The organism is Actinomycetospora sp. CA-053990 (assembly GCF_050948445.1).
GTDB lineage: Bacteria > Actinomycetota > Actinomycetes > Mycobacteriales > Pseudonocardiaceae > Actinomycetospora > Actinomycetospora callitridis.
Genome location: NZ_CP192043.1, coordinates 26,584 through 50,791 on the forward strand (window position 1 = coordinate 26,584; position 24,208 = coordinate 50,791).

The window sequence follows — 24,208 nt, forward strand, 5'->3', positions numbered from 1 at the left end:
GGTGTCCGGTGGTCGACACCCTGCCCACTCTGCCGCGGCTCTTCGAGCAGGCCGCCCGCGAGTGTCCTGACGGCGACTGCGTCGTCTTCCCGACGGTGCGCGAGTCCTACCGGGAGGTCGAGGAGGCCGCGGTCGAGGTGGCCCGATCCCTCGTCGCGCTCGGCGTCCGGCCCGGTGATGCGGTCGGAGTGCTGATGCCGAACTGTCTGGACTTCGTGCACCTGATGATCGGGACCTCGATGGTCGGGGCGCTGTTCGTCCCGCTCAATGCCCGGCTCGCGCCCCGCGAGATCACCTACGTCGTGGTCGACTCGGCGATGCGGGTTCTCGTCACCACCGACGAGGTCGTCGAACACGTCGACTACGTCGCCCGTATCCACGAGGCCCTCCCCGAGCTCACGGCCGGTGAGCACGGGTGCACCCCGTCGCTCGTCGTGGCACCGGATCTCCGTCACGTGGTCCTGTTGGGGACGCGGTCCGCCCCCGGACTCGTGAACCGGCGCGGTTTCCTGGCCGGCGGTGCGGCGGTGGCCCCGGAGCACATTGACGCGACGGCGCGCGCGGTCGCGCCTGATTCCGGCTACATCATGATGTACACCTCGGGCACGACGGCCGATCCCAAGGGCTGCCCACTGAGCCACCAGTCCGTGATCCGGCTCGGCCGTGCGCTGGGCGAGGAAGCATTCGAGCTCACAGCGGCGGACCGGATGTGGAACCCGCTGCCGATGTTCCACGTCAGTGCCCAGGCGCCGATGATCGCCGTGTTCGACGCCGGCGCGGCGTGGATCTCGATGACCCACTTCGAGGCGGATCTCGCCCTCGACCTCATCGAGCGCGAGCAGGCGACCCTGCTCTACCCGGCCTACCCGACGCTGACCGCGCCGCTGCTGGGTCACCCGAGCTACGGACCGGACACCTTCCGGCGCGTGCGCGCCATGCTCACGGTGGGGCCACCGGAGCTCCTGCGCACCTACCAGGACAAGCTCCCGCACACGACGCACGTCAGCTGCTACGGGTCCACCGAGACCGGTGGCGTGGCCATCATGGGCCGCCTCGACGATCCGCTCGAGGAGCGCCTCACCTCGGGAAAGCCGTTCGCGGGTGTGGAAGCCGAGGTCCGGGACCCCGTGACGGACGAGGTGGTTCCTGCCGGCGAGACCGGCGTGCTGTACATCCGGGGGTTCAATCTCTTCACCGGGTACCGCAACGACCTCGCGAAGACCGCGGCGAGCTTCGACGGGCACGGCTGGTTCTGCACCGGCGACCTCGCCTCGGTGGACGTCACGGGCAGCCTCACCTTCCGGGGTCGCACGAAGGACATGCTCAAGGTCGGCGGCGAGAACGTCGGTGCACTCGAGGTCGAGTCCTACCTGACGACGCACCCCGACATCGAGCTCGCCGGCGTCGTCGGCATTCCCGACGCGCGGTACGGCGAGGTGCCGGCCGCCTTCGTCGAGCTGCGATCCGGCGCGGTGCTGTCCGACGACGACGTCGTGGAGTTCTGCCACCGCGGCCTGGCCCGCTACAAGGTGCCGCGCCACGTCCGGTTCGTCACCGAGTGGCCGATGTCGGCCACCAAGATTCAGAAGTTCCGGCTCCGGGACCAGCTCCTCGTCGAGCTCGGCCTGACCGGTGACGGCGACACCGCCCGCCGGCCGGCCACGTCGCCGGCCTGAGGCCGGCGTCTCGTCGGGGCGACACCCAATCGAGAGGACATCACCGTGGACTTCGAGCTCACCGAGCAGCAGGACCTGTTCCGCAAGACCGTGCGTGACTGGGTGGACCGGGAGGCGCCGAAGGAGTGGGCGCGTGAGCTCGAGGCCGACGAGCACGCCTTCCCGCACGCGCTGTGGGACAAGTTCTCCGACGCCGGGTTCCACGGGATCGGGCTGCCCGAGGAGTACGGCGGTCAGGGCGGCGACGTCATGACCCAGATGATCCTGGCGCGGGGTCTGTCGCGGTCGTTGGCCGGCCTGACCTGGGTGTGGGGCATCTCCTCCTTCGCCGGCGGCAAGTCGGTCGGCCTCTACGGCACCGAGGAGCAGAAGCAGCGGTACCTGCCCGCTCTCGCCGAGGGGCGCGAGAAGTGGGCCATCGGCTTCACCGAGCCCGGCGGTGGGACCGATGTGCTGGGCGGGCTGCGCACGAGGGCGAGGAAGGTCGACGGTGGCTGGGTGGTCAACGGTCAGAAGACCTGGAGCTCCATGGCCCACGTCGCGGACTACGTCCTGCTGCTCGCCCGCACCAACGACTACACCGAGAAGCGCCACCAGGGCGTGTCCCTGCTCATCCTGCCGACGCGCAGTGAGGGCGTGACGATCCGCGAGATCCCGAAGGTCGGCATGCGTTCCCTCGGATCGTGCGACGTCTACCTCGACGACGTCTTCGTGCCCGACGAGAACCTGCTGGGGGAGCAGGACAAGGCCTGGTACATGTTGCTGCCCACGCTCAACAACGAGCGCATCATGCTGGCCAGCTTCTGCGTCGGGATCATGGACGGCGTCCTGGAGGACGCGCTGCGCTACGCCATGGAGCGTGAGGCCTTCGGCGGCGTCATCGGACGCTTCCAGGCGATCCAGCACCACATCGCCAACATCGCCATGTGGCGTGACCAGGCGGAGCTGATGGTCAACCGCGCGGCCTGGTTGCAGTCGCTCGGACGTCCCTGCCACCAGGAGGCGAACATGGCCAAGGTCGTCGCCTCGGAACTCGGTGGTCAGGCGGCCGACCTCGGGCTGCAGATCCTCGGCGGCATGGGCTACTCGGCCGAGACCGACATGCAGCGCTACTGGCGTGACGTGCGGCTGTTCCGCATCGGGCCGATCACCAACGAGATGGCGCGCAACGGCATCGCCGAGGGGCTCGGGCTCCCGAGGTCCTTCTCGTGAGTGCGTCGGTCGGGGAGGCCGGGCAGCTGGTGGGTTCGGCGATCCCCGGTGGCTCCTGGACGCTTGCGCCGCACGAGAACTGGCTGGGCCACGACGCGCTCTACTCCGTCCCGACCGACGAGCCGCACCCGCTCATGGCGTTCGTTGCCGCCCAGCGGGGGCTCGGGGTGAGCGTGGAAGAGCTCTTCCGGTCATGGGGCACCGAGATGACCGACGGACCGATGCTCACCGAGTCGACATTGGAGTTCCCCGGGCGGTTCCGGGCCGGTGTGGAGTACCGGGTGACCGGCAGCGTCGAGTCGGTCGTGCGGAAGTCGGGCCGCACGATGGGCGTCTTCGACCTCCTGACCGCCTGCTTCGAGCTTCACGAGGCGAACGGCGAGGTCGTCGCCGTCGTCCGGAACGTCTACGCGCTGCCTCGGCCCGTGGAGGAGCAGCCATGACGACGGTGGGAAGCGCGCTGCCCGTCTGGCGGCTGCCGGTCGTCGACGGCGAGAAGATGAAGGTGCTCGCCCTCCTCCTCGCCGACCCGAACCCGATCCACTTCGACCCGGCGGCCGTCATGGCGGTCGGACTCGGGGACTGCCCGATCAACCAGGGGCCCTCGAGCATGGCGATGCTGGCCAACGCCGTCCGAGCCGCCTTCCCCCGAGGCCGGCTGACCCGCCTGCAGGTCACCCTGCGCGGGTCGGTCGCCGCCGGCGAGGAGGCCCTGGTCCGCGGCATCGTGGTGGCCCACGAGCCCACCAGCCGGGGCGAATCGATCCGGTGCGAGCTGACCCTGGAGTCCGGTGACCGCACCGTGCTGCGCGGGCTGGCGGACGTGTCCGTCGACGAGGGACCGCCCTGACGCCTTCCACCGAGGCACGCACATCCGATCCCGGGGCGACGCGCCTGCCTCGCGTCATCGACCCGCATCACGACGACCCACCATCACGAGGAGCGGAGACGACGATGACTCTGAAGACGAACGGGGCCCTGCTCTGGGAGCCCGGGACCCGGTCGGGGTGGAGCGTGGAGGAGATCGAGCTCGACCCGCCGAAGGCCCACGAGGCGCTGATCAAGTTGGCGGCGTCGGGTGTCTGCAGGAGATGACGCGGCGCGGCGGGACGATGGTGCTCACCGGCGCCGCCCCCGTGCTGCAGCGCGATGTGCCGTTCGACCTGTTCACCTTCGCCATGTCCGGCAAGCGGCTGCAGGGCTCCCTCTACGGCACGACCACGAGCCGCACCGATGTGCCGCTGCTCGCCGACCTCTACCTGCGCGGGGAGCTCAAGCTCGACGAGCTGATCACCCGCACCTACACGCTCGACGACATCAACCAGGCGTTCCGCGACATGCACGACGGCAAGAACGTGCGCGGCGTGATCATCTACGACTGACGGGGGCATCGATGCCGAACGCCGACGACCGCACCGAGATCGTCCAAGCGACGTTGCTCGCCGGATCGGCACGGAGCGGCGCGCGCGGGCGTCCACCGGCCACGTGCGACGAGGTCGCCGTGGCCGACGACGAGGGATTCGTCCTGTCCTGACCCCGACGGCGGTTTGCTGCCGGCCTCCGGGCGACGCGACCGACCCGTCGCTCGGTAATCTCTGCTGGTGACGGAACGGACGGTGAGGACCTCGAGGTGGTGAACCGCAGGAGGGAGAAGCGGGAGGAGACCGCCCCGCCCTTCAGGTCCGACGACGGGCGATGGCAGGAGCTGCTCGACACCGCGGCGCGCATCTTCGCGCGCAAGGGCTACAAGTCCGCGACCCTCCAAGACATCGCCGACGAGTTCGGGGTGCTCAAAGGCAGCCTGTACCACTACATCCGTAGCAAGGACGATCTGCTCTACGAGGTCATCCGCGCCGTCCTCGATGTCGGCCTCGCCAAGCTCCGGGAACAGGCTGCCGTGGACCTCGACCCGGTCGAGCGCCTCCGGGCGATCGTCCATGCGCACGTGCTCCACCTCATCGACAACCTGATCGGCACGACCGTGCTCCTCCACGAGTTCACGCAGCTCTCTCCGGAGCGCCAGGCTGCCACGCCCATCCGGGACTACCAGTTCGTGCTCGAGCAGCAGGTCGCCGCTGCGCGGGACGACCCACGGGTACGGCCCGACGTCGACCCGCAGCTGAGCGCTCTCGCGATCCTCGGTGCCACCAACTGGGTCTACCGGTGGTACCGGCCCGACGGGACCCGGAGCCCGCACCAGATCGCCGACTACTTCGCCGCGACGCTGGTCGACGGGCTGCTCGCCCCCCGCGACGCCGGGACGCTGCCGGACTAGGCACGATCACCCAGGCTCCCGGGCACCGTGTGACGTCCCGCCGGGACGTTGTTGTTGGTAGAGGCCCTGGTCAACGCGCTCGCCCATCTTTGTAAGGCGGGGGTCGAGGGTTCGATTCCCTTCGTCTCCACCAAGTCTGACCTGCGATGACGTGGACTTGGTATGACCTTCCGTGTTGGGACGTGACACGAAATCGCGGCGGTGCTCTTCCGCCTCGAGACGACGTCACACGCCGCTGCGAACCAGCAGGTCCACGACGCGCCCCCGGGCCGCGTCGGCGTCGGGGTGGGTGTAGAGGGCGAGGTGGGTGCCGGTGTCGAGGGTCAGCAGCTCGGCGCCGGGGATCGTCTTCGCCGCGGCGTAGCTCTGGGTGGGCGGGAGGTCGCTGTCGGAGGTGCCCTGGACGACCAGGGTCGGCGCGGTGATCTTCTTGAGCTCGAGCGAGGTGATCGCGGCGAACTGCTCGAGATCGTTGTGGTAGCCGGCGCGCCGATGGGCGTCCGGGACGGCGGTGGGGCCGAGCGCGAGGGCCAGGTCGCGCTTGGCTGGGTCGCCGAGGACCTCCTCGACGCGCTGGGCGAGCTGCTCCTGGGTGAGGTCGCCCTCGCTGGCGAGCTCCCCCTTGATGTACTGCTCGGGCTGGTGGGCCGCGAGCAGCCGTAGCAGCCACTGGCCCGCGCCGGTGGTGAACATCAGACGGGTCGCGAGGTCCTGGTGCGGCGCCTCGTACGCCTGGCTCACCGCGGCGTTCGCGACGAGTCCGTTGACCCGCTCGGGGTGACGGACGGCGAGCCGATAGCCGGCGGGCCCGCCCCCGGACCAGGAGTAGACGCCGGCGCGCTCGATGCCGAGGTGGTCGAGGAGCGCGGCGATGAGGTCGGCCTGCGCGTCGATGGTGACCCGTTCGTCGAGCGGGGTGCCGAGGTAGCCGGGGCGCGACAGCAGGATCGCCGAGACGCGGTCGCGGGGCAGGATCCGGGCCATGAGAGCGGCGGCGTCGATGCCGCCGGGGCTGCCGTGCACGACGACGACCGGTGTCCCGGTGCCGACGACGGCGTACTCGACCGGGCCGAGGGCCGTCTGGGCGACCTCGCTGACGTACTCGTGCTCGTCGGTGCGCGTGGCGTGGTCCATCGAGGGCTCCTGAGCTCGGCTGGGGCTGTGCGACGTCACGATCCTGCTGCCCCGCACGACGACGAACATCCGCCATTGCACTGACGTGGACGGTGCTGCGGGACGGGACCTGCCTCAGGCCCCGTCGAAGAGCGCCGAACCCTGGCGGTACTCCTCCCACGGGATCGTCCAGTCGGCGATGTCCCCGTCAGCGGTGGTCAGCGGGCGGCTCGAGCCGACGATCTCCACCGGGTCGCCCATCTGCACCCAGTGGTAGAAGAACTCGCCGTCGGCCGGGGACAGGTTCGCGCAGCCGTGGGAGACGTTGCTGCGGCCCTGCTGGCCGACCGTGGCGGCGTTGACGTGGACGAACTCGCCGTTGTTCGAGATGCGCACGGCGTAGGGCAGCTCCTCGTCGTAGAACCCCGGCGTGCCGGCGGCCGGCCCGCCCCACGATTCCGAACGCATCCGCTTGACCTCGTACTTCTCGAACGCCACATGGACGCCGTACTGGGTCGGGTAGATGTCGCGGCCGTAGGACGCCGGCAGGGTCCGCAGCTGCTGCCCGTCCTGGGAGAGCACGAGGGTGTGGGCGTTGACGTCGCCGCGAGCGCGCTGGTCGCGGCCGACGGTGAAGGAGAACGAGCGGTCCTCGGCGCCGTAGAGGCCTTCGCCGCTGTCGACGCCGAAGAGCTGCGCGTCGACGGTGACCCGGGTGCCGGGACGCCAGTAGTCCTTGGGGCGCCAGTTGAGCTGTTCGTCGGACATCCAGCGGAAGGAGCCCTCGGTGGGCACCGAGGTGGTAACGGAGACGCGCCGCTCGACCGCGGCGCGGTCGGTGACCGGCGCGTCGAAGGTGATCGAGATCGGCATGGCGACGCCGACGGTCTGCCCGTCGGTGGGGCGGATGCTCGCGACCTCCAGGGTCTGCGCGGGGTCGACGGTGCGGAAGGTCCGGTCCAGCGGGGTACCGGGGCCGCCGCGCTCGTCGACACCGACGGCCTGCACGCGGTACTCGGTGCCGTAGGCCAGGTTGGCGCTGGTCCAGCGCGTGCCGGTCGGGTCGAGGGTGCCGGTCAGGGCGGGCGTGACCGTCACCGAGGTCAGCTGCCCGCCCGTCGCGGAGACGACGAGTGGCTCGGCCGGCGCGACGTCCACCGCCCCCGGGGGGACGGACGTGGTGAGGGAGAACGGCGCCGGCGGCAACAGCGATCCGGGGAGGGCGCTGCAGCCACTCAGGAGGGCGAGCAGCGCGAGCAGCGCCACGACGGGCGCCGTCCACGCTCCCCGACCCGACCCCGTCCGGCCGCGCCGTGGTGGTTCGGTCGTGATCATCGGGGACTCCCTCGGGCCGTGCGGCGGTGACACGAGAAGCGTCCGCCGCGCGAGGGCGGGGCAGAATCACCGTCGGGGGCACAGAGGTCGTCCACTGAGGTCAGGGTCTTGTCACCACGAGGCAAGCGTCCACGAACGTCAGGTCATCGACCGATCGGGGTTGCCGCCCCGGCTTTCGCCTGCGGCGACGTTCTCGCCCTTCATCAGGAAGGTGTCGAGCTCCGGGCGGTCGCGGCCAGTCCACGCAAACCTGCGATCAAGCCGGCGTCGGGCTCGGTCGCCGCGATCGCGCTGACCATCTCGCACCCGTTGAGGAGAGACCGGAGCCAGCCGGGAGTGAGGGGCGCCCCGGACGGGACGCCCCTCACTCAACTCCGTGCCCGCCTCCGCGGTGCCCTGCCCCGCCGCGTCTGACTGTGCGATGCGGTCGCGTGGCCGAGGAGGCAGTGGGTGGCTGCCCTCCCGATCCGAGAGCCAGGAACCGATCGGCCAGCCACCACGAACGCTAGGAGCCGCGGCCTACCCCCGGGGCCCCGACATCAGGAACTACTTCCCGCCGACGACGTTGTCCCACGGCCGTTCGAGGATCGCCGGACGGCAGCCGACGCGAGGTCACACCGAGGAGCGGGACCGTGCGAGGGCGAGCCCACCGAGAGCGGCGCCGATGAGCCCCAGGAGCAGGGCGACGAGAGCCCCCGCCAGACCGTTGCCGGTCCCGAGGCCACCGGCGGCGCTCGCCGCGTGCAGCCCGCCGACGAGCGCGGCGACCAGCCCGAGCACCAGGGCCGCGAGGGGCCTGCTGCGCGCGCCCGGGCGAGCCAGGGCCAGCACGCCCACGACCACGGCGGCCAGTCCCACCACCGCCGCCGTGGTCGGCACGGTCCGGCCGACGCCGAGCTCGTAGCCGGCGGCGGCGAGGGGGATGTCCGTGGCTCGGAGCCCGGTGATCACGTCGTTGAGCATCAGGAGTCCTTCCAGGTCGGGAGCACGACGCCGAGGGTGCGCGCGTGGCGACCCCGCCGGCATCGGCCTGCGGGCGTCTGTTCGGCCTGCCGTGCCCGCCGTACGGTCGGCTCCCGGGCGTAGGACCTACGGCGGGAGCGCTACGGCCGGAGCACGTCCCCGAGTGGACGCGTGCGCCCTCGGTGACGCGCAGGATGAGGAACGGGCCGCGCACCCCGGGCTCGAGGGGGGAGGCGGACCGATGGACGACACCGCGCTCGGGGTCGCGCGTCGGCGCCCGGCACCGGCGGTGGTGGACGTCGGTCTCGGCGTCACGGTGGCCGCGGTGGTCCTCGTCGCCGCGCTCGCGGGGATCGGCCCGGCGTCGACGACGAACGCACGCGCGATCGACGTCGGGGCGCTCGCTCTCGCGGCGGCGCTGGCCGGCGCGCTCGGCATCCGTCGCCGATACCCGGTCGCGGCGCTCGTCGGGCTCAACGCGGTCGTCGTTCTCTGGTTCGTCGGGCCGTACCCCGGGCGGCTCGTCGCGCTGGCTCCGTTGCTCGGCTGCTACGCCCTCGCCGCGGACCGTGGCTGGCGCTGGGGCCTGGCCGGCGCGGTGCTCACGGCAGGGGTCCAGATCCTGGCGATCCGTGTCGTCCTCGGGGATGTCGCCACCGTCGGCGTGGTGCCGATCGCGGTCCTGCTCGCCGCCACCGGGGGGAGCGCGGGCGCGGCCGTCGGCTACTACCGGGCCCTGCTGACGAGCACGCGTGCCGAGCTCGCGAGGGAGACGTCGTTCCGCGAGGAGCGGACCCGCCGCCTGATCGCCGAGGAGCGGCTGCGCATCGCCCGCGAGCTGCACGACGTGATCGGACACTCGATGGCGACGATCAGCGTGCAAGCTGGCGTCGGCCTGCACGTCCTCGAGCAGCGCCCCGGCCAGGCAGCGGAGGCCCTCGCGGCGATCAAACGCATCTGTGACACAGGCCTGGCCGACGTCAAGGCCGTCCTCGGGGCCCTGCGCACCCCGAGCGGAGACGTCGAGCAGTCCTCGGGGCTCGACCGGCTGCCCACACTCCTCGAGACCGTCGAGGGCGCCGGCCTCCGCGTCGAGCTCGACCTCGACGGACGAGCGCTGCCGGTGCCCGTCGACCTGGCCGCCTATCGGATCGTCCAGGAGGCGTTCACCAACGTGATCCGCCACGCCCGCGCCCGCACCGTGTGGCTGGCGGTGGAGCACCGGCCGTCCCGACTGACCCTCCGCATCCGGGACGACGGCACCGCGCCCCCGACCACCGACGGCTGGGGACAGGGCATCGACGGCATGCGCGAGCGCGCCCGCGCGCTCGCCGGCTCGCTGACGGCGGGTCCGCACCCCGACGGCGGCTTCGAGGTCTGCGCGGAGCTCCCGGTCCCGGAGGTCCGGTGACGTTCACCGACGACGATCTCCTCCGGGTGCTGATCGCCGACGACGAGGCGCTGGTCCGGGGCGGCTTCCGCGTGCTGATCGACGCCGAGCCCGGGATGACCGTGGTCGGGGAAGCGGGGGACGGCCGCGGCCGCGGTCGCGCTCGCACGCCGGAGCCGTCCCCACGTCGTGCTCATGGACATCCGTATGCCCGGGGTCGACGGGCTCGCCGCGACACGCGAGATCACCGCCGATCCCGAGCTGGCCGGTGTCCACGTCCTCGTCCTCACCACGTTCGACCACGACGAGTACGTGATCGAGGCGCTCGGTGTGGGGGCGGCAGGCTTCCTGGTCAAGAACACCGAACCCCGCCAGCTCCTCCACGGGATACGGGTCGTCGCCGGTGGCGAAGCCCTGCTGTCCCCGGGACTCACGCGCCGCCTCGTGGCACGCCTCGTCGATCGTCCGGGAACCCCTCGCGTCGACCACGCGGTCCTGGACCAGCTCACGGCCCGCGAGCGGGAGATCGTCGGACTCGTCGCCCACGGACTGAGCAACGAGGAGATCGCGGACGCACTCACGATCAGCCGGGCGACCGTGAGGACCCACGTCGGGCGGGCGATGGTCAAGGTGGGCGCCCACGATCGGGCTCAGCTCGTCGTGATCGCCTACCAGAACCACCTCGTCGCGCCGCCCGATCCCTCGTCGTGACGGCGATCCGCCCTCGGGATCGTCCGTCGGCTGGTGGGTCGCGCGATCAGCGGCGAGGAAGCACGTCGATCCGTGATGCGGGGGTCGCGACCAGGTCGCTCGTGACGAGGGTCAGTCGGGCGCGCAGGTCGCGGAAGGTGAGTCGCGGGAGCTGCAGGATGCCCAGGGCGTCCGGCGGCGGGAGCGGGAAGGTCGGCGAGAGCGTGATGGGCACGGTGGGGATGCCCGCGACGACCGGGGTGGCGGTGAGCTCGAGGACGTAGAGCCGGGCCGGGCGCCCGGCGACCCGGCAGTTCGCGGGACAGGTGATCGCGAGCCGTCCGGCCGGCGCTGGGGCCTGCACCGCAAGCTGTCGGGCCACGGCGTGCAGCGCGCTCAGGCGCAGGGTCGTCCGCCGCCGGGGATCGCCGGGTGCCGGGCCGGTCCCTTCGATGCGCAGGCCGTCGATGGTGATCTCCGCCGCGGACAGGGTGAACTCGCCCGCTGGTGCAGGGCTCGGCGCGGCGTCGGCGGTGGCGGCGTCGATCTGCAGGCCGAGCGCCACGAGCAGGACGCAAGACGCGATCCGCAGCCAGGTCGCCGTCCACCTGCTGGTGGCGTCAGGGGTGGGGGTCAGCACGAGGTGAGCGGGGGGTCGGGGTCCAGGCCAGCGTCGCTGCCGCGCCGAGGATGGCGAGCAGGCTGCCGAGGACCAGGCCGCCGAGGTTGGTGGTGACGACCGCGACCAGCGCCGCGATCATGGCGATGATCCCGGTGGCGGTCTTGAACTCCGGGCGCCACCAGGCGGCCCCTCCGCAGCAGGCCAGCACCGCGGCGACCAGGGTGGCGGCGGAGCCTCCCGGGGTGGACAGCGACACGACGAGCTCGCCGATCCGCAGGGTGACGAAGGGGATGGCGAACACGACGGCCGCGCCGAGCAGGATGCCCAGCCCGCCCCAGAACGGGCGGGTGCGCCGCCAGCGTCGGAACCCGGCCGTGTGCGTCGCCGGCCCCATCAGTAGCACTCCCGCTCCCGGGCGCCGAGGGCGATCCGGGCCTGGAGGAGCCGAAGCGTTCCGGCGGTGACCGAGCGGGTGACGATGCGCAGGTTGTCCGCCTCGAGGGTGTCCGACTGCTGGCCGAACCCGCCCGGCTGGCCCGTCGCGTCGGCCGGTCCCTTGTCCAGTTCGCCGGCGTCGCGGCCGAGCTCGACGTTGCGCTGCACGAGGTCTCCGTCGATCTGCTCGGCGGTGGTGAGCACGTTGTCGGCCTGGAAGCCTTCCGCGCCTGGGGTGGCGATGCGTAGGACGACGGGTCCGACGCCGGGCAGGTCGGCCACCGGGACGGAGAAGCAGAAGTTCGTCGCCTGCGCCTGCCGGAACCCGGAGGTGAAGACGGGGACGGCGGCGTCCTCGGTGCGCTCGACCGCGGGGTACTGGGCGACCCCTTGGGCGACGAAGCGGTCGGCCGAGAGCTTGCCGGCGACCCCCGCGATCGTGAACGACGCCGCGATGGCTCCCTGAGCCATGGCGAGGAGCAGTCCGGCGATCAGCACGATCCCCAGCCCCGAGAGCGCCAACAGGTGCGGGCGGCGGGTGTGGCCCGCTTCCGGTTCGCCCTGCCCGCCGATCTCGATCTGCTCGGTTGCGGGTTCGGTCATGCGACGCACTGTAGCGAGTGCGTTTCGTCACGCGACTCGGGGTCTAGGATCGCGGTCGTGCTGGGGAGCGACTATGAGGACCAGGTCTGCGCGGCAGCACGCGCCCTCGAGGTCGTCGGGCAACGCTGGACCCTGCTGATCCTGCGGGACCTCTTCCTCGGTCTCGTGCGGTTCGACGACCTCGTGGTCAGCCTGGGCGTCACCCGCAGCGTGCTGACCCGCCGACTCAGCCACCTCGAGGAGCACCAGCTCGTCGAGCGGGAGCTCTACCAGCAGCACCCCGAGCGATTCGAGTACCGGATCACCGCGAAGGGCGCGGAACTGCTCGACGTGCTCGCGCGCCTCCTGGAATGGGGCGAGACCTACTATCCCCACCCCGACGGCCCCACCCGCCTGCTCCAGCACACCGGCTGCGGCGGCACCGTTCGGAGTCTCTTGACGTGCACGAGCTGCGGCGATCACCTCGGGCCCGGCGAGGTCACGGCGCTGCCCGGCCCCGCCCGCGCGGGCCTCAGCCACCCGCCGGCCAGTGAGCAGGGACCCGGACTCAGGCACCTCCACGGCGCACGCGGCACGGTCGACACCACCCACACCACCTAGGGGACGACCGCGGTCCCCAGGGGTGTCCGGCGCTCCATCAGCCCCTTCGGCCGTCACCGGTCGAAGTCGAGCTCCACCGCTGGGCTGGTGGGGCGCGACTGGCAGGTCAGCACGGCGCCGCCCGCGACGTCGTCGTCGGAGAGGGCGTAGTTCTGCTGCATGTGCACGGTGCCGTGGGTGATGGTGGCGCGGCAGGTGCCGCAGATGCCGCCGGTGCACAGGTAGGGCACGTCCACGCCGCCGTCGAGGACGGTCTCGAGGAGGGAGGCGGTGCCTTCGCTCTGGACCACCGTCTGCTCTCCGCCGCTGGTGACGGTCACCGTGGCGGGCACGACGTCGGCGAGGTCGTCCTCGTCGAGGTCGTCGTCAGGAGCGACGAACAGCTCTCGGTGGACCTGATCGGCGGGGACCTCGTGGTCCTCGAGCACGGACTCGACGTCGTCGAGCAGCGCTGACGGGCCACAGAGGAACCACTCCGCGCTCTGCAGGCGGGGATCGCGCAGGTGGTGGCGGAGTCGATCGGCGTCGAGGCGGGCGGACACGACGTCCTCGTGCTCGGTGGTGGTCGGGCCGTCGTCCCGCCCTTCGGCTCGCGAGTGGAAGTGGACGACCCTGAGCCGGCCTTCGAACTGGCGGGTGAGCATGGCCAGTTCGTCGGCGAACATCGTCGATCCGGCGTCGCGGTTGGCGTAGAGCAGTGTGGCGCGGCTGCCGGGTTCGGCGGCCAGGGCGCTGGCCAGGATCGAGATCACCGGCGTGATGCCGCTGCCCGCGGCGACGGCCGCGATGTGGCGGCGTGCGTCCGGGTCGGGGGTGAGGGTGAACTGCCCGTTGGGCGGAGTGACGCTCAGTTCGTCGCCGGCCGCGAGGCGGGTGTTCGCGTAGGTCGAGAACCGGCCGTCCTCGGTGAGGCGGACGGCGATGCGCAGGACCCCCGAGCCGGCGGCGGTGCAGATCGAGTAGTTCCGGCGGACGTGCTCGCCGTCGATCTCTGCGCCGACGACGACGTTCTGGCCGGGCAGGAAGCGGAAGGTCTCGCGAAGTTCGGCGGGCACCTCGAAGGTGACCGACACCGCGTGGGGGGTGAGTCGGCGGACCTCGGCCACGCGCAGACGGTGCGGCCATCGCGGCAGGTCGGCGTCCCGGTCGACGGCGTCGGTGATCTGGCGCCAGGCCCGGTACTCGGCGGGCGAGAGCTCGCTGCCCCAGGCGGTGGAGATCGGGACGCCGCGGTCGAGGTAGTCGGACTCCGCGCGCCGCCAGGCCTGGACGTAGCGATAGAACGGGATGGTCGGGTGGATGTGGTGGACCAGGTGGTAGTTCTGATAGAGCATCAGCGGGTTCATCACCCGTTCCCACCCGACCCGGACGCGGGTGGCCTGGAACCGGTTCGACGACGCGGTCGCCTCGAGCTCGTGGTGGGGAAGCCAGTCGAACCACCACGCGAGCAGCCCGATGCCGAGGCGCTGCGGGATCACGTAGATCACCAGCAGCTCCCACCCGTGGCCGGTGACGGTCATGGTGATGAAAGCGGCCGCCACTGCCGCGAGCACGCCGATCTGCTCGGCGACCTCGGCGCGCGGCCGGCGGGCGATCAGCGGGGAGTAGAACCAGAAGTAGTACAGGTCCTGGGTCATCCACCGCAGCGGTAGCGCCCATGACGGCCCCAGCTCCGACCAGGCGTCGGGGTCGGCGAAGCGGTCCTCGTTGGTGTTGCGGTGGTGCTCGATGTGGACGAAACGCAGCACCGGGAACGACGCCCACGCGGCGACGAACACGATCGACAGGCGTCCGAGGACCTCGTTGACCCAGCGCAGCCGCCCGCCGGCCAGGTGCGCGGTCTCGTGCAGCACCGTGAACATCACGAAGGTCACCACGGCGTGCACCGGGATGGTCAGCACCAGCCACCAGGGGCTGAGATCGGCGAGCACCAGCCATGTGGCGCCGACCCAGAGTGCGAGGGCCCCGACGAACAGGCCCAGGGTCGGGAGCGCGACCGCGGGCATCGGCACCCGGGGATTCGGGACACCGCGGCGGATCGCCCGGGACTCGTCCTCGCTGAGCACTCGTCGCTCCTCGGACGGGTCGGTGGTCGTCGACATCGACGCCTCCTCACGCCTGGTGATCGTCTGCGACCCGGAGTATTTGACATTCGGCCGTAGAATGTCAACAGACGGGACAGTTCGCCCTGAGATGTAAGGTGTCCTCATGGCGGGTCCCGGGACGTTCCGCGACGACATGCGCGCGCAGCTGCGCCATCGGCTGCTCGACGCCGCACGGGCGATCACCACCGCCGACGGCTGGTCGGCGCTCACGATGGGGGCCGTCGCCGGCCGGGCCGGGATCAGCCGCCAACACCTCTACAACGAGATCGGCACGAAGCAGGACCTCGGCGACGCCCTGGTCAGCAGGGAGACCGACGAGTTCCTGGCGGTGACCTCCGGTCAATTACGCGCCCACCCCACCGACCTGGTGGCCGGGGTCGGCGCCGCGGTCCGGCACGCCCTCGACCACGGCGCGGACAACACCTTGCTCAAGGCGATCCTCCACGCCGAGGACTCGCGGGGCGACAGCCTGCTCCCGCTGCTCACAGCACGCCCCGACGCGGTGCTCATCCGCGCCAAGCAGGCCCTGGCCGCCGAGATGGTCGCGCTGGGCTTCGACACGCACCTGACTGCGGCCACCCTCGACACGTACGTCGACGGGCTCGCTCGACTCGTGCTGAGCCATCTCACCCAACCGACCGGCCCGGCCGAGCACGCCGTCCTGCAGGCTCAATGGCTCACCCGGGCGGCCATCCCGCCCGGCTGACCGCGTGGCCGTCGGCGAGCACCATCGGTGGCCCTCACCGCTGATGGCCGGTGACGGCGACGACCCTCTCGGCCAGACGGGGAAAGATTCGTCCGGCCACGTCGAAGGCCCTGAGCTGCCAGGGCAACAGCACCTCGCGACGCTCTCCCTCGATCGCCCGGACGACCGCGCTCGCCACCTGATCCGGCGTCCGTGGGGGGATCAAGGCGTCGACCTTGGGGACGCGCTCCTCGGCCCCGGGGTTGTTGGCGAAGTAGTCGCTGTGGACCTTGGCCGGCACGACTTCGCTGACCCCGACGCCCGTGCCGCGCAGGTCTTGTCGCAGTGCTGCGGTCAGCCCGCGCAGAGCCCACCGCGCGCCGGCATAGCCCGTGGCGCCGGCCCACGGCATCCGTGAGACGGGCGAGTTGACGTTCACGATCCACCCGCTGCGGCGCCGGAGCATGTCCGGCAGGAACTCCTGGGTGACCAGCAGCGCCGCCGAGTACGGGACCGCCGTCATGCTCTCCAGCTCGCGGGGCTCGGTCTCGTCGAGATAGAGGAAGCGACCCGCTCCGGCGTTGTTGACCACGACGTCAGGGACCCCGACGCGCTCGCGGATCGCAGCGCCGAGGGCGAGGACCTGCTCGCGGTCTCCGACGTCGGCCGGGAAGGCCTCCGCACGACCTCCCCGGCTCTCGATGTCGGCGACCCGCTCGGCGAGCGTCTCGGCGTTGCGGGCGACGAGCAGCACCACTGCTCCCCGTGCGGCGAGGTCGACCGCGATCGCCGCGCCGATGCCGGTCGACGCTCCGGTGATCAGAGCAACGGCGCCCTCCAGTCGCATCGGCATCTCCCTGGGTCGAATGGTCGAAGGCGCCGTAGGTTACGCATGGATGAATGAGCAGCTGAAGGAGCTCGCCGAGCAGCTCGACGCCAATGGTTGGGCGGCGGAGCTGCTCGATCACCGCTGGCGGCTGGTGTGGGTGTCCGACGAGTTGCTGGCGGTCTACGGCGAGAGCGACACCGAGCAGCTCGGCGTGGGCGGTCACGTCCTCGCGGCGCGGGGGAGGGTCCTGAGCCGGGGCACGATCACTCAGGACAGCGCGGAGCGGTGGCTTCGCCTGAACGGGCCTTTCCTGCTCCACGACGCCGGGGGCGGCGCCGAGCAGTTCGCCGAGATGCTCGACCCGGAGGCGGCGGGGACGCTCCGGGACTGCGAGCCGCGGCCCGCTCCGCCTGCCTGGACCTCGACGGTGGACTTCGCGCGCGACGAGTTCTTCGGGCGGTTCACCTACCTCGTCGAGCGGGTCCACGACGTCTCGGGCGAGCTGCTGGGCTACCTCGTCGTCTACACCCTCGATGTGCCCGCGAGCACGGCGGCGCTGCTGCTGCGCGGGGATCGGGCGATGCACGAGCGGATGGCCGCGCTCGTGCGTCCGGGTCAGCGCTCGGCCGCGGTGCTGTTCGCCGACCTCCAGGCCTCGGGGTCGCTGTCGCGGCGGCTCCCGAGCTCGGTCTACTTCCGGCTGGTCCGTGACATCAGGACCGCGCTGGAGGCGACGGTCGCCGGGCGGGGTGGGATCGTCGGCAAGCACGCCGGTGACGGCGTGAGCGCCCTGTTCCTCGCCGAGCAGCTGGATTCGGCGTCCGGGGCGGCGCGCGCTGCGCTGGAGAGCGCGCGGGGGCTGCCTGGGGCCGTCCGCGAGGTCGCCGGCGGTCTGGCAGACGAGGGCCTGCCCATCGACCCGGACGACTGCCTGCTGAAGATCGCGGTGCACTGGGGGCCGAGCCTCTACGTGGGTCAGGTCGCGAGCCAGGGCCGTCTGGAGATCACCGCGCTCGGCGACGAGATGAACGAGGCGGCGCGGATCGAGCAGTGCGCCGCCGGCGGGCAGGTGCTGGCGTCGAAGGCGCTGGTCGAGAGGCTCGACGAGCAGGACGTCGCGGCGCTCGGCCTCGATCCGTCCCGGGTCGTCTACCGGGCGATCGCCGACATCGAGGGTGTCGACGAGAAGGCCAAGCGCGACGCCGGCTCGGTCGCCGTCGCCGACCTGCTCTGAACCGACGTCCGCCCGGCTCGGGCGCTCACCGGGCGGCGCGGGCGGCCAGGACAGCGCCCCACCACACGTCGGTGAGCGCGGCGACGGTCGTGTCGTCGTCCAGGCCGGTCTCGCCGCGCACTCCAGGAGCAATGGCCAGCTCGAGGCCTACGCCGTCGCCGGTGGGTCCTCGGCGGTACTGCGCAGGAGGGCGTCAGCCCACCGGGCGCGGGGATCGACGTCCACGAGCAGCGCCTTGACCAGCAGCGTCAGGGGGATGGCCAGCAACGCCCCGAGCGGTCCGAGCACCCACGCCCAGAACAGCAGGGCCACGAACGTGACCGTGGCCGAGAGCCCGACCGAGTTGCCGATGAACCGGGGCTGGATCAGCGACTGGATGACCAGGTTGAGCACGCAGTACACGACGACCACGGCGACGAGCAGCGGCCAGCCGCCGGTGAGCAGAGCGAGCAGTGCGGGCGGCACCAGACCGAAGACGAACCCGATGTTCGGGATGTAGTTGGTGATGAACGCGAGGATCGCCCAGAGAATCGCGAGCGGCACCCCCATGATCCCCAGGGCGATGCCGTCGAGGACCGCGACGATGAACCCGAACACGGTGGTGACCACGAGATAGCTGCGCGTGCCGCTCGCGAATCCAGCCAGGGCGCGAACCGCGTCCGGACGTTCGACGGCGATGCTGTCCAGGCGTTGGCCGAAGGTGGCCGCGTCGGCGATGAAGAACAGCAGAAGCGCCAGGACCAGCACGATCACGGCGAGCACGCCGCCCAGGCTCGACAACACCCCTCCGACGGCGCCGATCACCGAGCTGATGCTGGCGGAGCTGGTCGCCGCCTGGATCTGCGCGGGCCCGATGCCGAGGCCGGCGAGCACCTTCTCCACCGACGCGACCAGGGCATTGAACTGGGCCGTGTACTGCGGCAGGACCGTCGCCAGCTGCCCGATCGAGACGAGCAGGACGACGACGAGCGCGAGGAGGCCGGCGTTGATCACCAGGATGAGGGCCAGCGTGGCGACCCATCCCGGCCATCCCCGCTGCCGCAACCACCGCTGCACCGGGTGCGCGGCTATGACGATCATGAGCGCCAGGAGCGCGGGACCGATCAGCCAGGCGGCGGCCCGGATGCCGGCGACGGCGACCACGGACGCGGCCACACCGAGCAGCAGCACCAACCCCCGCGGCATGCCGCCGGGCGATCGCGGCGGCCGGGCCGTACCGCTCGTCGACGGGGACTCCGCGATGGCGGGCTGGTCCTCCTCGGGGAACGCGGGATCCGGTGAGGCGGTCATCCGCGCAGCGTCTCACCGGGTGGTCAACGGGTAGACGCCCTTCCCGGGCAGATACACGCCCACGAGGACGACGACCACGACGACCAGCGCCGTGAGTTCGGGACGGACCGGGGTTCAGGCGGTCAGGCCGGCGCGGTGTCCACGGTGTCGTGCCCGCTGCAGGTTCCGGGAGAACAGGGTGGTGTCGAACCAGGTGGGGAATGCCCTCGCCAAGCGGCTCGGTCCGAGGAATCGGGCGTGGCCGTGGGCGGTCAGGTCGCGGAAGGGCACGAGCCCGACGAGCCAGCGATGCATCTGTGCCGTGTCGGCCTCGAGGGCGAGATCGACGGTGAGGCCCTGGTCGTCCTTGCAGACCGTGATGCCCGGGCGCTGGATGTCGAGCCAGCCCTGGGCGCCGCCTGCCCCGGTGAGCTTGAGGTGCACCACCGTGCGGTCCGCGGGCAGCTTGGCAGGGATGGCGAGTTGGTGGGTCCGCCAGATGACCGTCAGGCCGTCGCAGTCCTCGTCGTTCGGATCGCCGAACATCCATTCGGCCGCCCAGGCGCCCATCGCCCACACGATCGGGGTCAGGGCCTGACCAGCGGCGGTCAGCGCATACGAGCCCGGGCGTCCCGGTCGGCTCGCCGCGTGGGTCACCAGCCCTCGTCGCTCCAGGTCGCGTAGCCGTTGCGCGAGCAGGGTGCGACTCGCTCGGGGGAGCCCCCGATGGATCTCGTTGAAGCCGCTGGCGCCGACCATCAGCTCGCGGACGACCAGGGGGGTCCATCGGTCCCCCAGCACCTCGACGCTCGCGGCGATCGGGCAGTAGTCCCGGCGGTTCATCCCGACATCGTGCTCCGGCCCGGCGCCACCAGGTAGTACGAATCCTGTACCGCGAAGGGGCCGGTGAGCAGCGCGTTTGCCACGATCGTCGTTCCGATTCGTCCCGTTCCTGGCCGTTGCTGCCCGACCGGCGGCGGTATGGCCTCCGCACTCGTCGCTTCGCGCGCGGTCTCTGCATGCTCGCGGTGACAGGAACCCACCCGGGTCTGTCCCAACGAGCGGAGGCACCCGTGCCCGTCGAAACGTCCGTCACCGAGACCGTCGTCCGTCGTCACCTCGACGCCCTTCTTCAGCAGAAGGGCGTCGCCGCGATCGTGAGTGACTACGACGAGGAGGCCCGGTTCATCGGTGAAGACACGATCTACCGGGGGAAGCAGCAAATCCACGGCTTCTTCGAGAACTTCATCGCTGCGCTTCCCGTGGGCGCCATCGACCGTTTCACGCTCCGGAGCTTGTGGGTCGATCGGGATCTCGCCTACATCACGTGGTCCGTGGGCGGCGATATTCCGCTGGGCACCGACACCTTCGTCGTCGACAACGGCAAGATCGTTGCGCAGACGTTCGCGATGTACGCGACGGCGCCCCACGGCTCGAGTGACAGGTCGCCGACCGGCAACGGCACGTAGGCGTGGCCCGCCGCGCCCTCGACCGCTCGACATCGAGACGGTTCGTCGGCCTGACCGGGGGTCGTGCGGACACCTCCGTCCAGCCCGCAGGATGGAGGGGTGCCGCAGCGCGTCCTGGTCGCCGACGACGACCGCGCCATCCGGGAGTCGCTCGCGCGCGCTCTGGAGCTCGAGGGCTATCAGGTGGCGACGGTCGCCGACGGGGTGGAGGCGTTGACCCGAGTGCGGCGCAGCGCCTTCGACGCGCTGGTGGTCGACGTGATGATGCCGGACGTCGACGGGCTCGCGGTCTGCCGCGTCCTGCGCGCCGAGGGCGACCGCACGCCCGTCCTCATGCTCACCGCCCGCGTCGAGACCCCGGACCGGGTGGCGGGCCTGGACGCCGGCGCCGACGACTACCTCCCCAAGCCGTTCGAGCTCGACGAGCTGCTGGCTCGCCTCCGGGCCCTGCTCCGTCGGGCGTCCTACACCCCCGATGACACCGCAGAAGGGGGAGCCGGCTCCCGGCTGTGGGTCGGAGCGCTCTGCGTCGACCCGGGGGCCCGGCGGGTGTGGTGGCGCGAACAGGAGCTGGAGCTCTCGAAGACCGAGTTCGACCTGCTGGAGCTGCTGGTCCGCAACGAGGGCATCGTGCTCGACCACGCCACGATCTACGACCGCATCTGGGGCTACGACTTCGGCGCGGACTCGAAGAACCTCGCGGTGTACATCGGCTACCTGCGGCGCAAGCTGACCGCGGTCGGGGCACCCGCACTGATCCACACAGTGCGCGGCGTGGGCTACACGGTGCGCGAGCCGTGAGCCTCCGGACACGCCTGGCGTTGGCGTTCGCGCTCGTCGCGGCGGTGGTGGCGGGTCTGGTCGGCGTGCTGAGCTACCACTCCGCCGGCGAGCGCACCACCGACGAGACCGATCGGTCCCTCGCGTCGGCGACCACCGCGCTGATCCGTGGCCAGACGGCGGTCCTCTCCGCCCTGCCGCCGTCGCCCCCGGTGGACCGAGACGGTCTCGACGGCGACGAGCCCGGGCGGCCCGATCCCCGCGCCGAGGGACCGACTCTCACTGCACTGCGGGTGGCACCCGACGGCGCCGTCACGTTCGTCGGGGGCCGGCGGGTGACGCTGCCCGTCGACGAGCCGACCCGGCTGCTCGCGTCCAGCGGTGCCGCCGGGCAGACGTCGACCACGGAGATCGACCTCGGTCGAGGGGCCTACCGCGTCCTGACCACCGCGCTCGGCAGCGGTCGCGGGGCGCTGCAGGTCGCCATCGACATCGATCAGTCGCGGCGCGTCCTCGCCGGACTGGCGGCCGAGGTCGCCCTCATCAGCGTCGCCGTGACCGCGGTCGCGGCCGGGGTCGGCTGGTGGCTGGCCCGGCGGATCACCCGCCGACTCGTGCGCCTGACCGCCACCGCTGAGGAGATCGCCGACCACGGGCAGATCGACGTCGCCGTGCCGGTGGCGGGGCGTGACGAGGTCGGACGTCTCGCAGGCTCGTTCACCACGATGCTCGCCCGTCTCGCGGCGGCCCGGGACGCCCAGGACCGCCTCGTGCAGGACGCCGCCCACGAGCTGCGCACCCCGTTGACCAGCCTGCGCACCAACACGAGCGTGCTGCGCCGGCTCGCCGAGCTCTCCCCGGAGGCCCAGGACCGCCTCGTCGCCGACGTCCAGGGCGAGACCCGGGAGCTCTCGCACCTCGTCGACGAGCTCGTCGAGCTGGCGCTCTCGCGGCAGAGCGAGGAGCCCGAGGAGGATGTCGCCCTCGCCGAGGTGGCCGATCGCGCCGCCGAGCGGGTGCGGCGCCGCAGCGGGCGTCGCATCACGCTCGAGGACGACGGATCGCGGGTCCGCGGGCGCCGCGGTGCGCTGGAGCGCGCGATCGGCAACCTGCTGGAGAACGCGGTCAAGTTCGATGCCGACGGCACCGCGGATGTGTTCCTGCGGATCCGCCGCGGGACGACCACGGTGACCGACCAGGGCCCCGGCATCGCGCCCGGCGACGCCGCGCGGGTGTTCGACCGCTTCTATCGCGCCGACTCCGCCCGTGGACTTCCCGGCTCCGGGTTGGGGCTCGCGATCGTGCACGACGTCGCGGAGGGCCACGGCGGGAGCGCGTTCGTCTCCACCCCGTCCGGTGGCGGGACGACCGTGGGCTTCTCGGTCGCCGCCGATCGCGTCCTGCCGGCCGCGCGCGCCGGGGGAGCCGCGTCTCGCGCCTAGGGGTCCTTACCCGACTCCGAACCGGGCCACGTCGGCGCTTCACCCTGCGGCGACACCGTGGTGTCCGTGACCGCCACCCTCCACCGTGCCCTCGCCGGCCGGTCCCCCCGGCACGTCGCGCGGGCGCCCTCGGCCGTGCGGGACCGCCGGGTGCGGACCGCCGCCGAGGCCGTGCTCGCCGCCTCGCTGTCCCTCGTGGTCTTCTGGTGGGCCTCCGGGGGCGGACTGGCCGACCTCGGCGGCTGGGCGAGCGGGCTGGATTCGCTGGGCCGGGTGACCGGGCTGCTCGCGTCACTGCTCCTGCTCGCGCAGGTCGTTCTCATGGCGCGCGTGCCGTTGCTCGAGCAGGCGTTCGGCCAGGACCGCCTCGCGCGTGTCCACCGGCTGGTCGGCTTCACCTCGTTCACCGGGATGCTCGCCCACATCGGCCTGATCACCTGGGGCTACGCCGCCGGCGACCTCACCCGCGTCCCGGGCGAGGCCTGGGACCTCACCGTCGACTACCCGGGCATGCTCCTGGCCGTCGGCGGGACGGCCTGTCTGGTGATGGTCGTCGTGACCAGCGTGCGCGCCGCCCGGGCCCGGCTGAGGTACGAGACATGGCATCTGCTGCACCTCTACGCCTACCTCGGCGTCGGGCTCGCGCTGCCCCACCAGCTCTGGACCGGCCAGGAGTTCCTGGTCTCGACCGCGCGGACCGTGTTCTGGTGGACCCTCTGGGGTCTCGCCGCGGGCTCGGTGCTCGTCTGGCGGATCGGCGTCCCGCTACGGCGCAGCCTGCGCCACCGGATCGCCGTCACCTCGGTCGTCGACGAGGGCGACGGATGCCTGTCGGTGCGCCTCGTCGGCCGCCACCTGGACGAGCTCGACGCCCGCGCCGGCCAGTTCTTCACCTGGCGCTTCCTCAGCGGCCCCGGCTGGACCCGGGCGCACCCCTACTCGCTCTCCGCGGCGCCGGACGGGCGTCACCTGCGCATCACCGTCAAGGACCTCGGCGACGGCAGCCGTGCCCTCCGCCGGCTGCGGGCGGGCACCCGCGTGCTCGTCGAAGGGCCCTACGGGCGGCTGACCGACCGCGCGGGCACGGCCTCACGGATCGCGCTCATCGGCGCCGGGGTCGGGATCACCCCGCTGCGGGCCCTGGCCGAGGAGCTCGGCACGTCCGGACGCGACGTCGTGGTGCTCCACCGGTTCACCGTCGAGCCGCTGTTCCCTCGCGAGTTCACCGCGCTCGCCCGCGAGCACCGGGTCGGGCTCGTTCCGCTGCCCGGGCCCCGCAGGGCCGGCGACTCCTGGCTCGGCGACGGCGTCGGGGGCGGGAGCGACCTCAGCGCCCTGCTGGCCCGCGTCCCCGACATCGCCGAGCGCGAGGTGTACGTCTGCGGCCCCGACCCGTGGACCCGCCTCGTCCGCCAGACCCTCACCGCGGCCGGCACCCCGACCGACCGCGTCCACACCGAGACCTTCGACTGGTGACCTGA

The 24,208-nt window shown here is 71.9% G+C and carries 26 protein-coding genes and 1 pseudogene; 17 read left to right on the plus strand and 10 right to left on the minus strand.

What is annotated here, in order from left to right; translation table 11 throughout:
* The first annotated feature begins 8 nt into the window (after nucleotides 1-8).
* The 8 genes from ACQPYN_RS00120 to ACQPYN_RS00155 all read left to right on the plus strand — a co-directional run bounded on the left by ACQPYN_RS00120 (nucleotide 9) and on the right by ACQPYN_RS00155 (nucleotide 5,163).
* On the plus strand, nucleotides 9-1,676 hold the full coding sequence (locus ACQPYN_RS00120; protein WP_433031747.1) for an AMP-binding protein: 1,668 nt from the start codon (nucleotides 9-11) through the stop codon (nucleotides 1,674-1,676).
* A gap of 45 nt (nucleotides 1,677-1,721) precedes the next feature.
* Nucleotides 1,722-2,888: an acyl-CoA dehydrogenase family protein gene (locus tag ACQPYN_RS00125; RefSeq protein ID WP_433031750.1), complete on the plus strand. Its 1,167-nt coding sequence runs from the start codon at nucleotides 1,722-1,724 to the stop codon at nucleotides 2,886-2,888.
* Complete coding sequence (locus ACQPYN_RS00130; protein WP_433031753.1) at nucleotides 2,885-3,331, plus strand: hypothetical protein; 447 nt, start codon at nucleotides 2,885-2,887, stop codon at nucleotides 3,329-3,331. Before ACQPYN_RS00125 ends, ACQPYN_RS00130 begins: the two co-directional genes overlap by 4 nt.
* Nucleotides 3,328-3,738 (plus strand): MaoC/PaaZ C-terminal domain-containing protein, encoded by a 411-nt coding sequence (locus ACQPYN_RS00135; protein WP_433031756.1) that lies wholly within the window; start codon nucleotides 3,328-3,330, stop codon nucleotides 3,736-3,738. Before ACQPYN_RS00130 ends, ACQPYN_RS00135 begins: the two co-directional genes overlap by 4 nt.
* A 104-nt stretch (nucleotides 3,739-3,842) precedes the next feature.
* Entirely contained in the window at nucleotides 3,843-3,983 is a 141-nt protein-coding gene (locus ACQPYN_RS00140; protein WP_433031759.1) for a hypothetical protein, read from the plus strand.
* On the plus strand, nucleotides 3,980-4,270 hold the full coding sequence (locus ACQPYN_RS00145) for a hypothetical protein (protein ID WP_433031762.1): 291 nt from the start codon (nucleotides 3,980-3,982) through the stop codon (nucleotides 4,268-4,270). Before ACQPYN_RS00140 ends, ACQPYN_RS00145 begins: the two co-directional genes overlap by 4 nt.
* Nucleotides 4,271-4,281: 11 nt before the next feature.
* Nucleotides 4,282-4,422 (plus strand): hypothetical protein, encoded by a 141-nt coding sequence (locus ACQPYN_RS00150; protein ID WP_433031764.1) that lies wholly within the window; start codon nucleotides 4,282-4,284, stop codon nucleotides 4,420-4,422.
* A 99-nt stretch (nucleotides 4,423-4,521) separates the two neighbouring features.
* Nucleotides 4,522-5,163 (plus strand): TetR/AcrR family transcriptional regulator, encoded by a 642-nt coding sequence (locus tag ACQPYN_RS00155; RefSeq protein ID WP_433031767.1) that lies wholly within the window; start codon nucleotides 4,522-4,524, stop codon nucleotides 5,161-5,163.
* A gap of 225 nt (nucleotides 5,164-5,388) precedes the next feature.
* On the opposite strand, the gene ACQPYN_RS00160 is transcribed toward ACQPYN_RS00155, so the two are convergent.
* From ACQPYN_RS00160 to ACQPYN_RS00170, 3 genes are all read right to left on the minus strand, one after another.
* Nucleotides 5,389-6,297: an alpha/beta fold hydrolase gene (locus tag ACQPYN_RS00160; protein ID WP_433031769.1), complete on the minus strand. Its 909-nt coding sequence runs from the start codon at nucleotides 6,295-6,297 to the stop codon at nucleotides 5,389-5,391.
* Nucleotides 6,298-6,411: 114 nt separating this feature from the next.
* Nucleotides 6,412-7,611: a L,D-transpeptidase gene (locus tag ACQPYN_RS00165; RefSeq protein ID WP_433031772.1), complete on the minus strand. Its 1,200-nt coding sequence runs from the start codon at nucleotides 7,609-7,611 to the stop codon at nucleotides 6,412-6,414.
* Between the two features lie 612 nt (nucleotides 7,612-8,223).
* Nucleotides 8,224-8,574: a DUF6223 family protein gene (locus tag ACQPYN_RS00170; RefSeq protein ID WP_433031775.1), complete on the minus strand. Its 351-nt coding sequence runs from the start codon at nucleotides 8,572-8,574 to the stop codon at nucleotides 8,224-8,226.
* 241 nt (nucleotides 8,575-8,815) lie between these two features.
* Between ACQPYN_RS00170 and ACQPYN_RS00175 the strand changes: the two genes are divergently transcribed.
* Nucleotides 8,816-9,985, plus strand: coding sequence for a sensor histidine kinase (locus ACQPYN_RS00175; protein WP_433031778.1), 1,170 nt, complete (start codon nucleotides 8,816-8,818; stop codon nucleotides 9,983-9,985).
* A pseudogene (locus ACQPYN_RS00180) lies at nucleotides 9,982-10,675 on the plus strand (response regulator). Before ACQPYN_RS00175 ends, ACQPYN_RS00180 begins: the two are co-directional and overlap by 4 nt.
* A 46-nt stretch (nucleotides 10,676-10,721) precedes the next feature.
* Here the strand turns inward: ACQPYN_RS00180 and ACQPYN_RS00185 are convergent.
* From ACQPYN_RS00185 to ACQPYN_RS00195, 3 genes are read right to left on the minus strand one after another with little or no spacing between them, the layout of a single operon-like run.
* On the minus strand, nucleotides 10,722-11,294 hold the full coding sequence (locus ACQPYN_RS00185; protein WP_433031781.1) for a hypothetical protein: 573 nt from the start codon (nucleotides 11,292-11,294) through the stop codon (nucleotides 10,722-10,724).
* On the minus strand, nucleotides 11,275-11,670 hold the full coding sequence (locus ACQPYN_RS00190; RefSeq protein ID WP_433031784.1) for a DUF6114 domain-containing protein: 396 nt from the start codon (nucleotides 11,668-11,670) through the stop codon (nucleotides 11,275-11,277). Before ACQPYN_RS00190 ends, ACQPYN_RS00185 begins: the two co-directional genes overlap by 20 nt.
* On the minus strand, nucleotides 11,670-12,314 hold the full coding sequence (locus ACQPYN_RS00195) for a DUF6230 family protein (protein ID WP_433031787.1): 645 nt from the start codon (nucleotides 12,312-12,314) through the stop codon (nucleotides 11,670-11,672). Before ACQPYN_RS00195 ends, ACQPYN_RS00190 begins: the two co-directional genes overlap by 1 nt.
* Before the next feature lie 57 nt (nucleotides 12,315-12,371).
* Between ACQPYN_RS00195 and ACQPYN_RS00200 the strand changes: the two genes are divergently transcribed.
* A complete protein-coding gene (locus tag ACQPYN_RS00200; RefSeq protein WP_433031790.1) occupies nucleotides 12,372-12,914 on the plus strand; it encodes a winged helix-turn-helix transcriptional regulator in 543 nt (180 codons plus the stop codon).
* A gap of 53 nt (nucleotides 12,915-12,967) precedes the next feature.
* Here ACQPYN_RS00200 and ACQPYN_RS00205 read toward each other — a convergent pair whose 3' ends face one another.
* A complete protein-coding gene (locus tag ACQPYN_RS00205; RefSeq protein WP_433031793.1) occupies nucleotides 12,968-15,016 on the minus strand; it encodes a fatty acid desaturase in 2,049 nt (682 codons plus the stop codon).
* A gap of 106 nt (nucleotides 15,017-15,122) precedes the next feature.
* Between ACQPYN_RS00205 and ACQPYN_RS00210 the strand changes: the two genes are divergently transcribed.
* Nucleotides 15,123-15,725, plus strand: a complete 603-nt coding sequence (locus tag ACQPYN_RS00210; RefSeq protein WP_433031796.1) for a TetR/AcrR family transcriptional regulator — start codon at nucleotides 15,123-15,125, stop codon at nucleotides 15,723-15,725.
* 34 nt (nucleotides 15,726-15,759) lie between these two features.
* On the opposite strand, the gene ACQPYN_RS00215 is transcribed toward ACQPYN_RS00210, so the two are convergent.
* A complete protein-coding gene (locus ACQPYN_RS00215; protein ID WP_433031799.1) occupies nucleotides 15,760-16,551 on the minus strand; it encodes an SDR family NAD(P)-dependent oxidoreductase in 792 nt (263 codons plus the stop codon).
* Nucleotides 16,552-16,600: 49 nt separating this feature from the next.
* Here ACQPYN_RS00215 and ACQPYN_RS00220 point away from each other — a divergent pair, with 49 nt between their 5' ends.
* The gene (locus ACQPYN_RS00220) at nucleotides 16,601-17,767 is read left to right on the plus strand and encodes an adenylate/guanylate cyclase domain-containing protein (RefSeq protein WP_433031802.1); all 1,167 of its coding nucleotides are present in this window, start codon (nucleotides 16,601-16,603) and stop codon (nucleotides 17,765-17,767) included.
* 147 nt (nucleotides 17,768-17,914) lie between these two features.
* Here the strand turns inward: ACQPYN_RS00220 and ACQPYN_RS00225 are convergent, their stop codons facing one another.
* Together ACQPYN_RS00225 and ACQPYN_RS00230 are read right to left on the minus strand one after the other, a co-directional pair.
* Nucleotides 17,915-19,057 carry an AI-2E family transporter gene (locus ACQPYN_RS00225; protein ID WP_433031805.1) on the minus strand — a complete coding sequence of 381 codons (1,143 nt, stop codon included), beginning with the start codon at nucleotides 19,055-19,057 and terminating at the stop codon, nucleotides 17,915-17,917.
* A 114-nt stretch (nucleotides 19,058-19,171) separates the two neighbouring features.
* Nucleotides 19,172-19,879: a winged helix-turn-helix transcriptional regulator gene (locus tag ACQPYN_RS00230; RefSeq protein WP_433031808.1), complete on the minus strand. Its 708-nt coding sequence runs from the start codon at nucleotides 19,877-19,879 to the stop codon at nucleotides 19,172-19,174.
* 230 nt (nucleotides 19,880-20,109) lie between these two features.
* Here ACQPYN_RS00230 and ACQPYN_RS00235 point away from each other — a divergent pair, with 230 nt between their 5' ends.
* The 4 genes from ACQPYN_RS00235 (at nucleotide 20,110) to ACQPYN_RS00250 (ending at nucleotide 24,203) form a co-directional block, all read left to right on the plus strand.
* A complete protein-coding gene (locus ACQPYN_RS00235) occupies nucleotides 20,110-20,505 on the plus strand; it encodes a nuclear transport factor 2 family protein (RefSeq protein WP_433031811.1) in 396 nt (131 codons plus the stop codon).
* Nucleotides 20,506-20,604: 99 nt separating this feature from the next.
* Nucleotides 20,605-21,306 (plus strand): response regulator transcription factor, encoded by a 702-nt coding sequence (locus ACQPYN_RS00240; RefSeq protein ID WP_433031814.1) that lies wholly within the window; start codon nucleotides 20,605-20,607, stop codon nucleotides 21,304-21,306.
* Entirely contained in the window at nucleotides 21,303-22,727 is a 1,425-nt protein-coding gene (locus ACQPYN_RS00245) for a HAMP domain-containing sensor histidine kinase (protein ID WP_433031817.1), read from the plus strand. Before ACQPYN_RS00240 ends, ACQPYN_RS00245 begins: the two co-directional genes overlap by 4 nt.
* 66 nt (nucleotides 22,728-22,793) lie before the next feature.
* Nucleotides 22,794-24,203: a ferredoxin reductase family protein gene (locus ACQPYN_RS00250; protein ID WP_433031820.1), complete on the plus strand. Its 1,410-nt coding sequence runs from the start codon at nucleotides 22,794-22,796 to the stop codon at nucleotides 24,201-24,203.
* Nucleotides 24,204-24,208: the final 5 nt, after the last annotated feature.

Excerpts from the sequence above, each read along its gene's own strand:
- ACQPYN_RS00160 (WP_433031769.1), bottom strand. The coding sequence starts at position 6,297 with ATGGACCACGCCACGCGCACCGACGAGCACGAGTACGTCAGCGAGGTC.
- ACQPYN_RS00220 (WP_433031802.1), top strand. The coding sequence starts at position 16,601 with ATGAATGAGCAGCTGAAGGAGCTCGCCGAGCAGCTCGACGCCAATGGT.
- ACQPYN_RS00205 (WP_433031793.1), bottom strand. The coding sequence starts at position 15,016 with ATGTCGACGACCACCGACCCGTCCGAGGAGCGACGAGTGCTCAGCGAG.
- ACQPYN_RS00150 (WP_433031764.1), top strand. The coding sequence starts at position 4,282 with ATGCCGAACGCCGACGACCGCACCGAGATCGTCCAAGCGACGTTGCTC.
- ACQPYN_RS00230 (WP_433031808.1), bottom strand. The coding sequence starts at position 19,879 with ATGAACCGCCGGGACTACTGCCCGATCGCCGCGAGCGTCGAGGTGCTG.
- ACQPYN_RS00145 (WP_433031762.1), top strand. The coding sequence starts at position 3,980 with ATGACGCGGCGCGGCGGGACGATGGTGCTCACCGGCGCCGCCCCCGTG.
- ACQPYN_RS00170 (WP_433031775.1), bottom strand. The coding sequence starts at position 8,574 with ATGCTCAACGACGTGATCACCGGGCTCCGAGCCACGGACATCCCCCTC.
- ACQPYN_RS00190 (WP_433031784.1), bottom strand. The coding sequence starts at position 11,670 with ATGGGGCCGGCGACGCACACGGCCGGGTTCCGACGCTGGCGGCGCACC.
- ACQPYN_RS00165 (WP_433031772.1), bottom strand. The coding sequence starts at position 7,611 with ATGATCACGACCGAACCACCACGGCGCGGCCGGACGGGGTCGGGTCGG.
- ACQPYN_RS00195 (WP_433031787.1), bottom strand. The coding sequence starts at position 12,314 with ATGACCGAACCCGCAACCGAGCAGATCGAGATCGGCGGGCAGGGCGAA.
- ACQPYN_RS00215 (WP_433031799.1), bottom strand. The coding sequence starts at position 16,551 with ATGCGACTGGAGGGCGCCGTTGCTCTGATCACCGGAGCGTCGACCGGC.
- ACQPYN_RS00140 (WP_433031759.1), top strand. The coding sequence starts at position 3,843 with ATGACTCTGAAGACGAACGGGGCCCTGCTCTGGGAGCCCGGGACCCGG.
- ACQPYN_RS00225 (WP_433031805.1), bottom strand. The coding sequence starts at position 19,057 with ATGACCGCCTCACCGGATCCCGCGTTCCCCGAGGAGGACCAGCCCGCC.
- ACQPYN_RS00175 (WP_433031778.1), top strand. The coding sequence starts at position 8,816 with ATGGACGACACCGCGCTCGGGGTCGCGCGTCGGCGCCCGGCACCGGCG.
- ACQPYN_RS00135 (WP_433031756.1), top strand. The coding sequence starts at position 3,328 with ATGACGACGGTGGGAAGCGCGCTGCCCGTCTGGCGGCTGCCGGTCGTC.
- ACQPYN_RS00210 (WP_433031796.1), top strand. The coding sequence starts at position 15,123 with ATGGCGGGTCCCGGGACGTTCCGCGACGACATGCGCGCGCAGCTGCGC.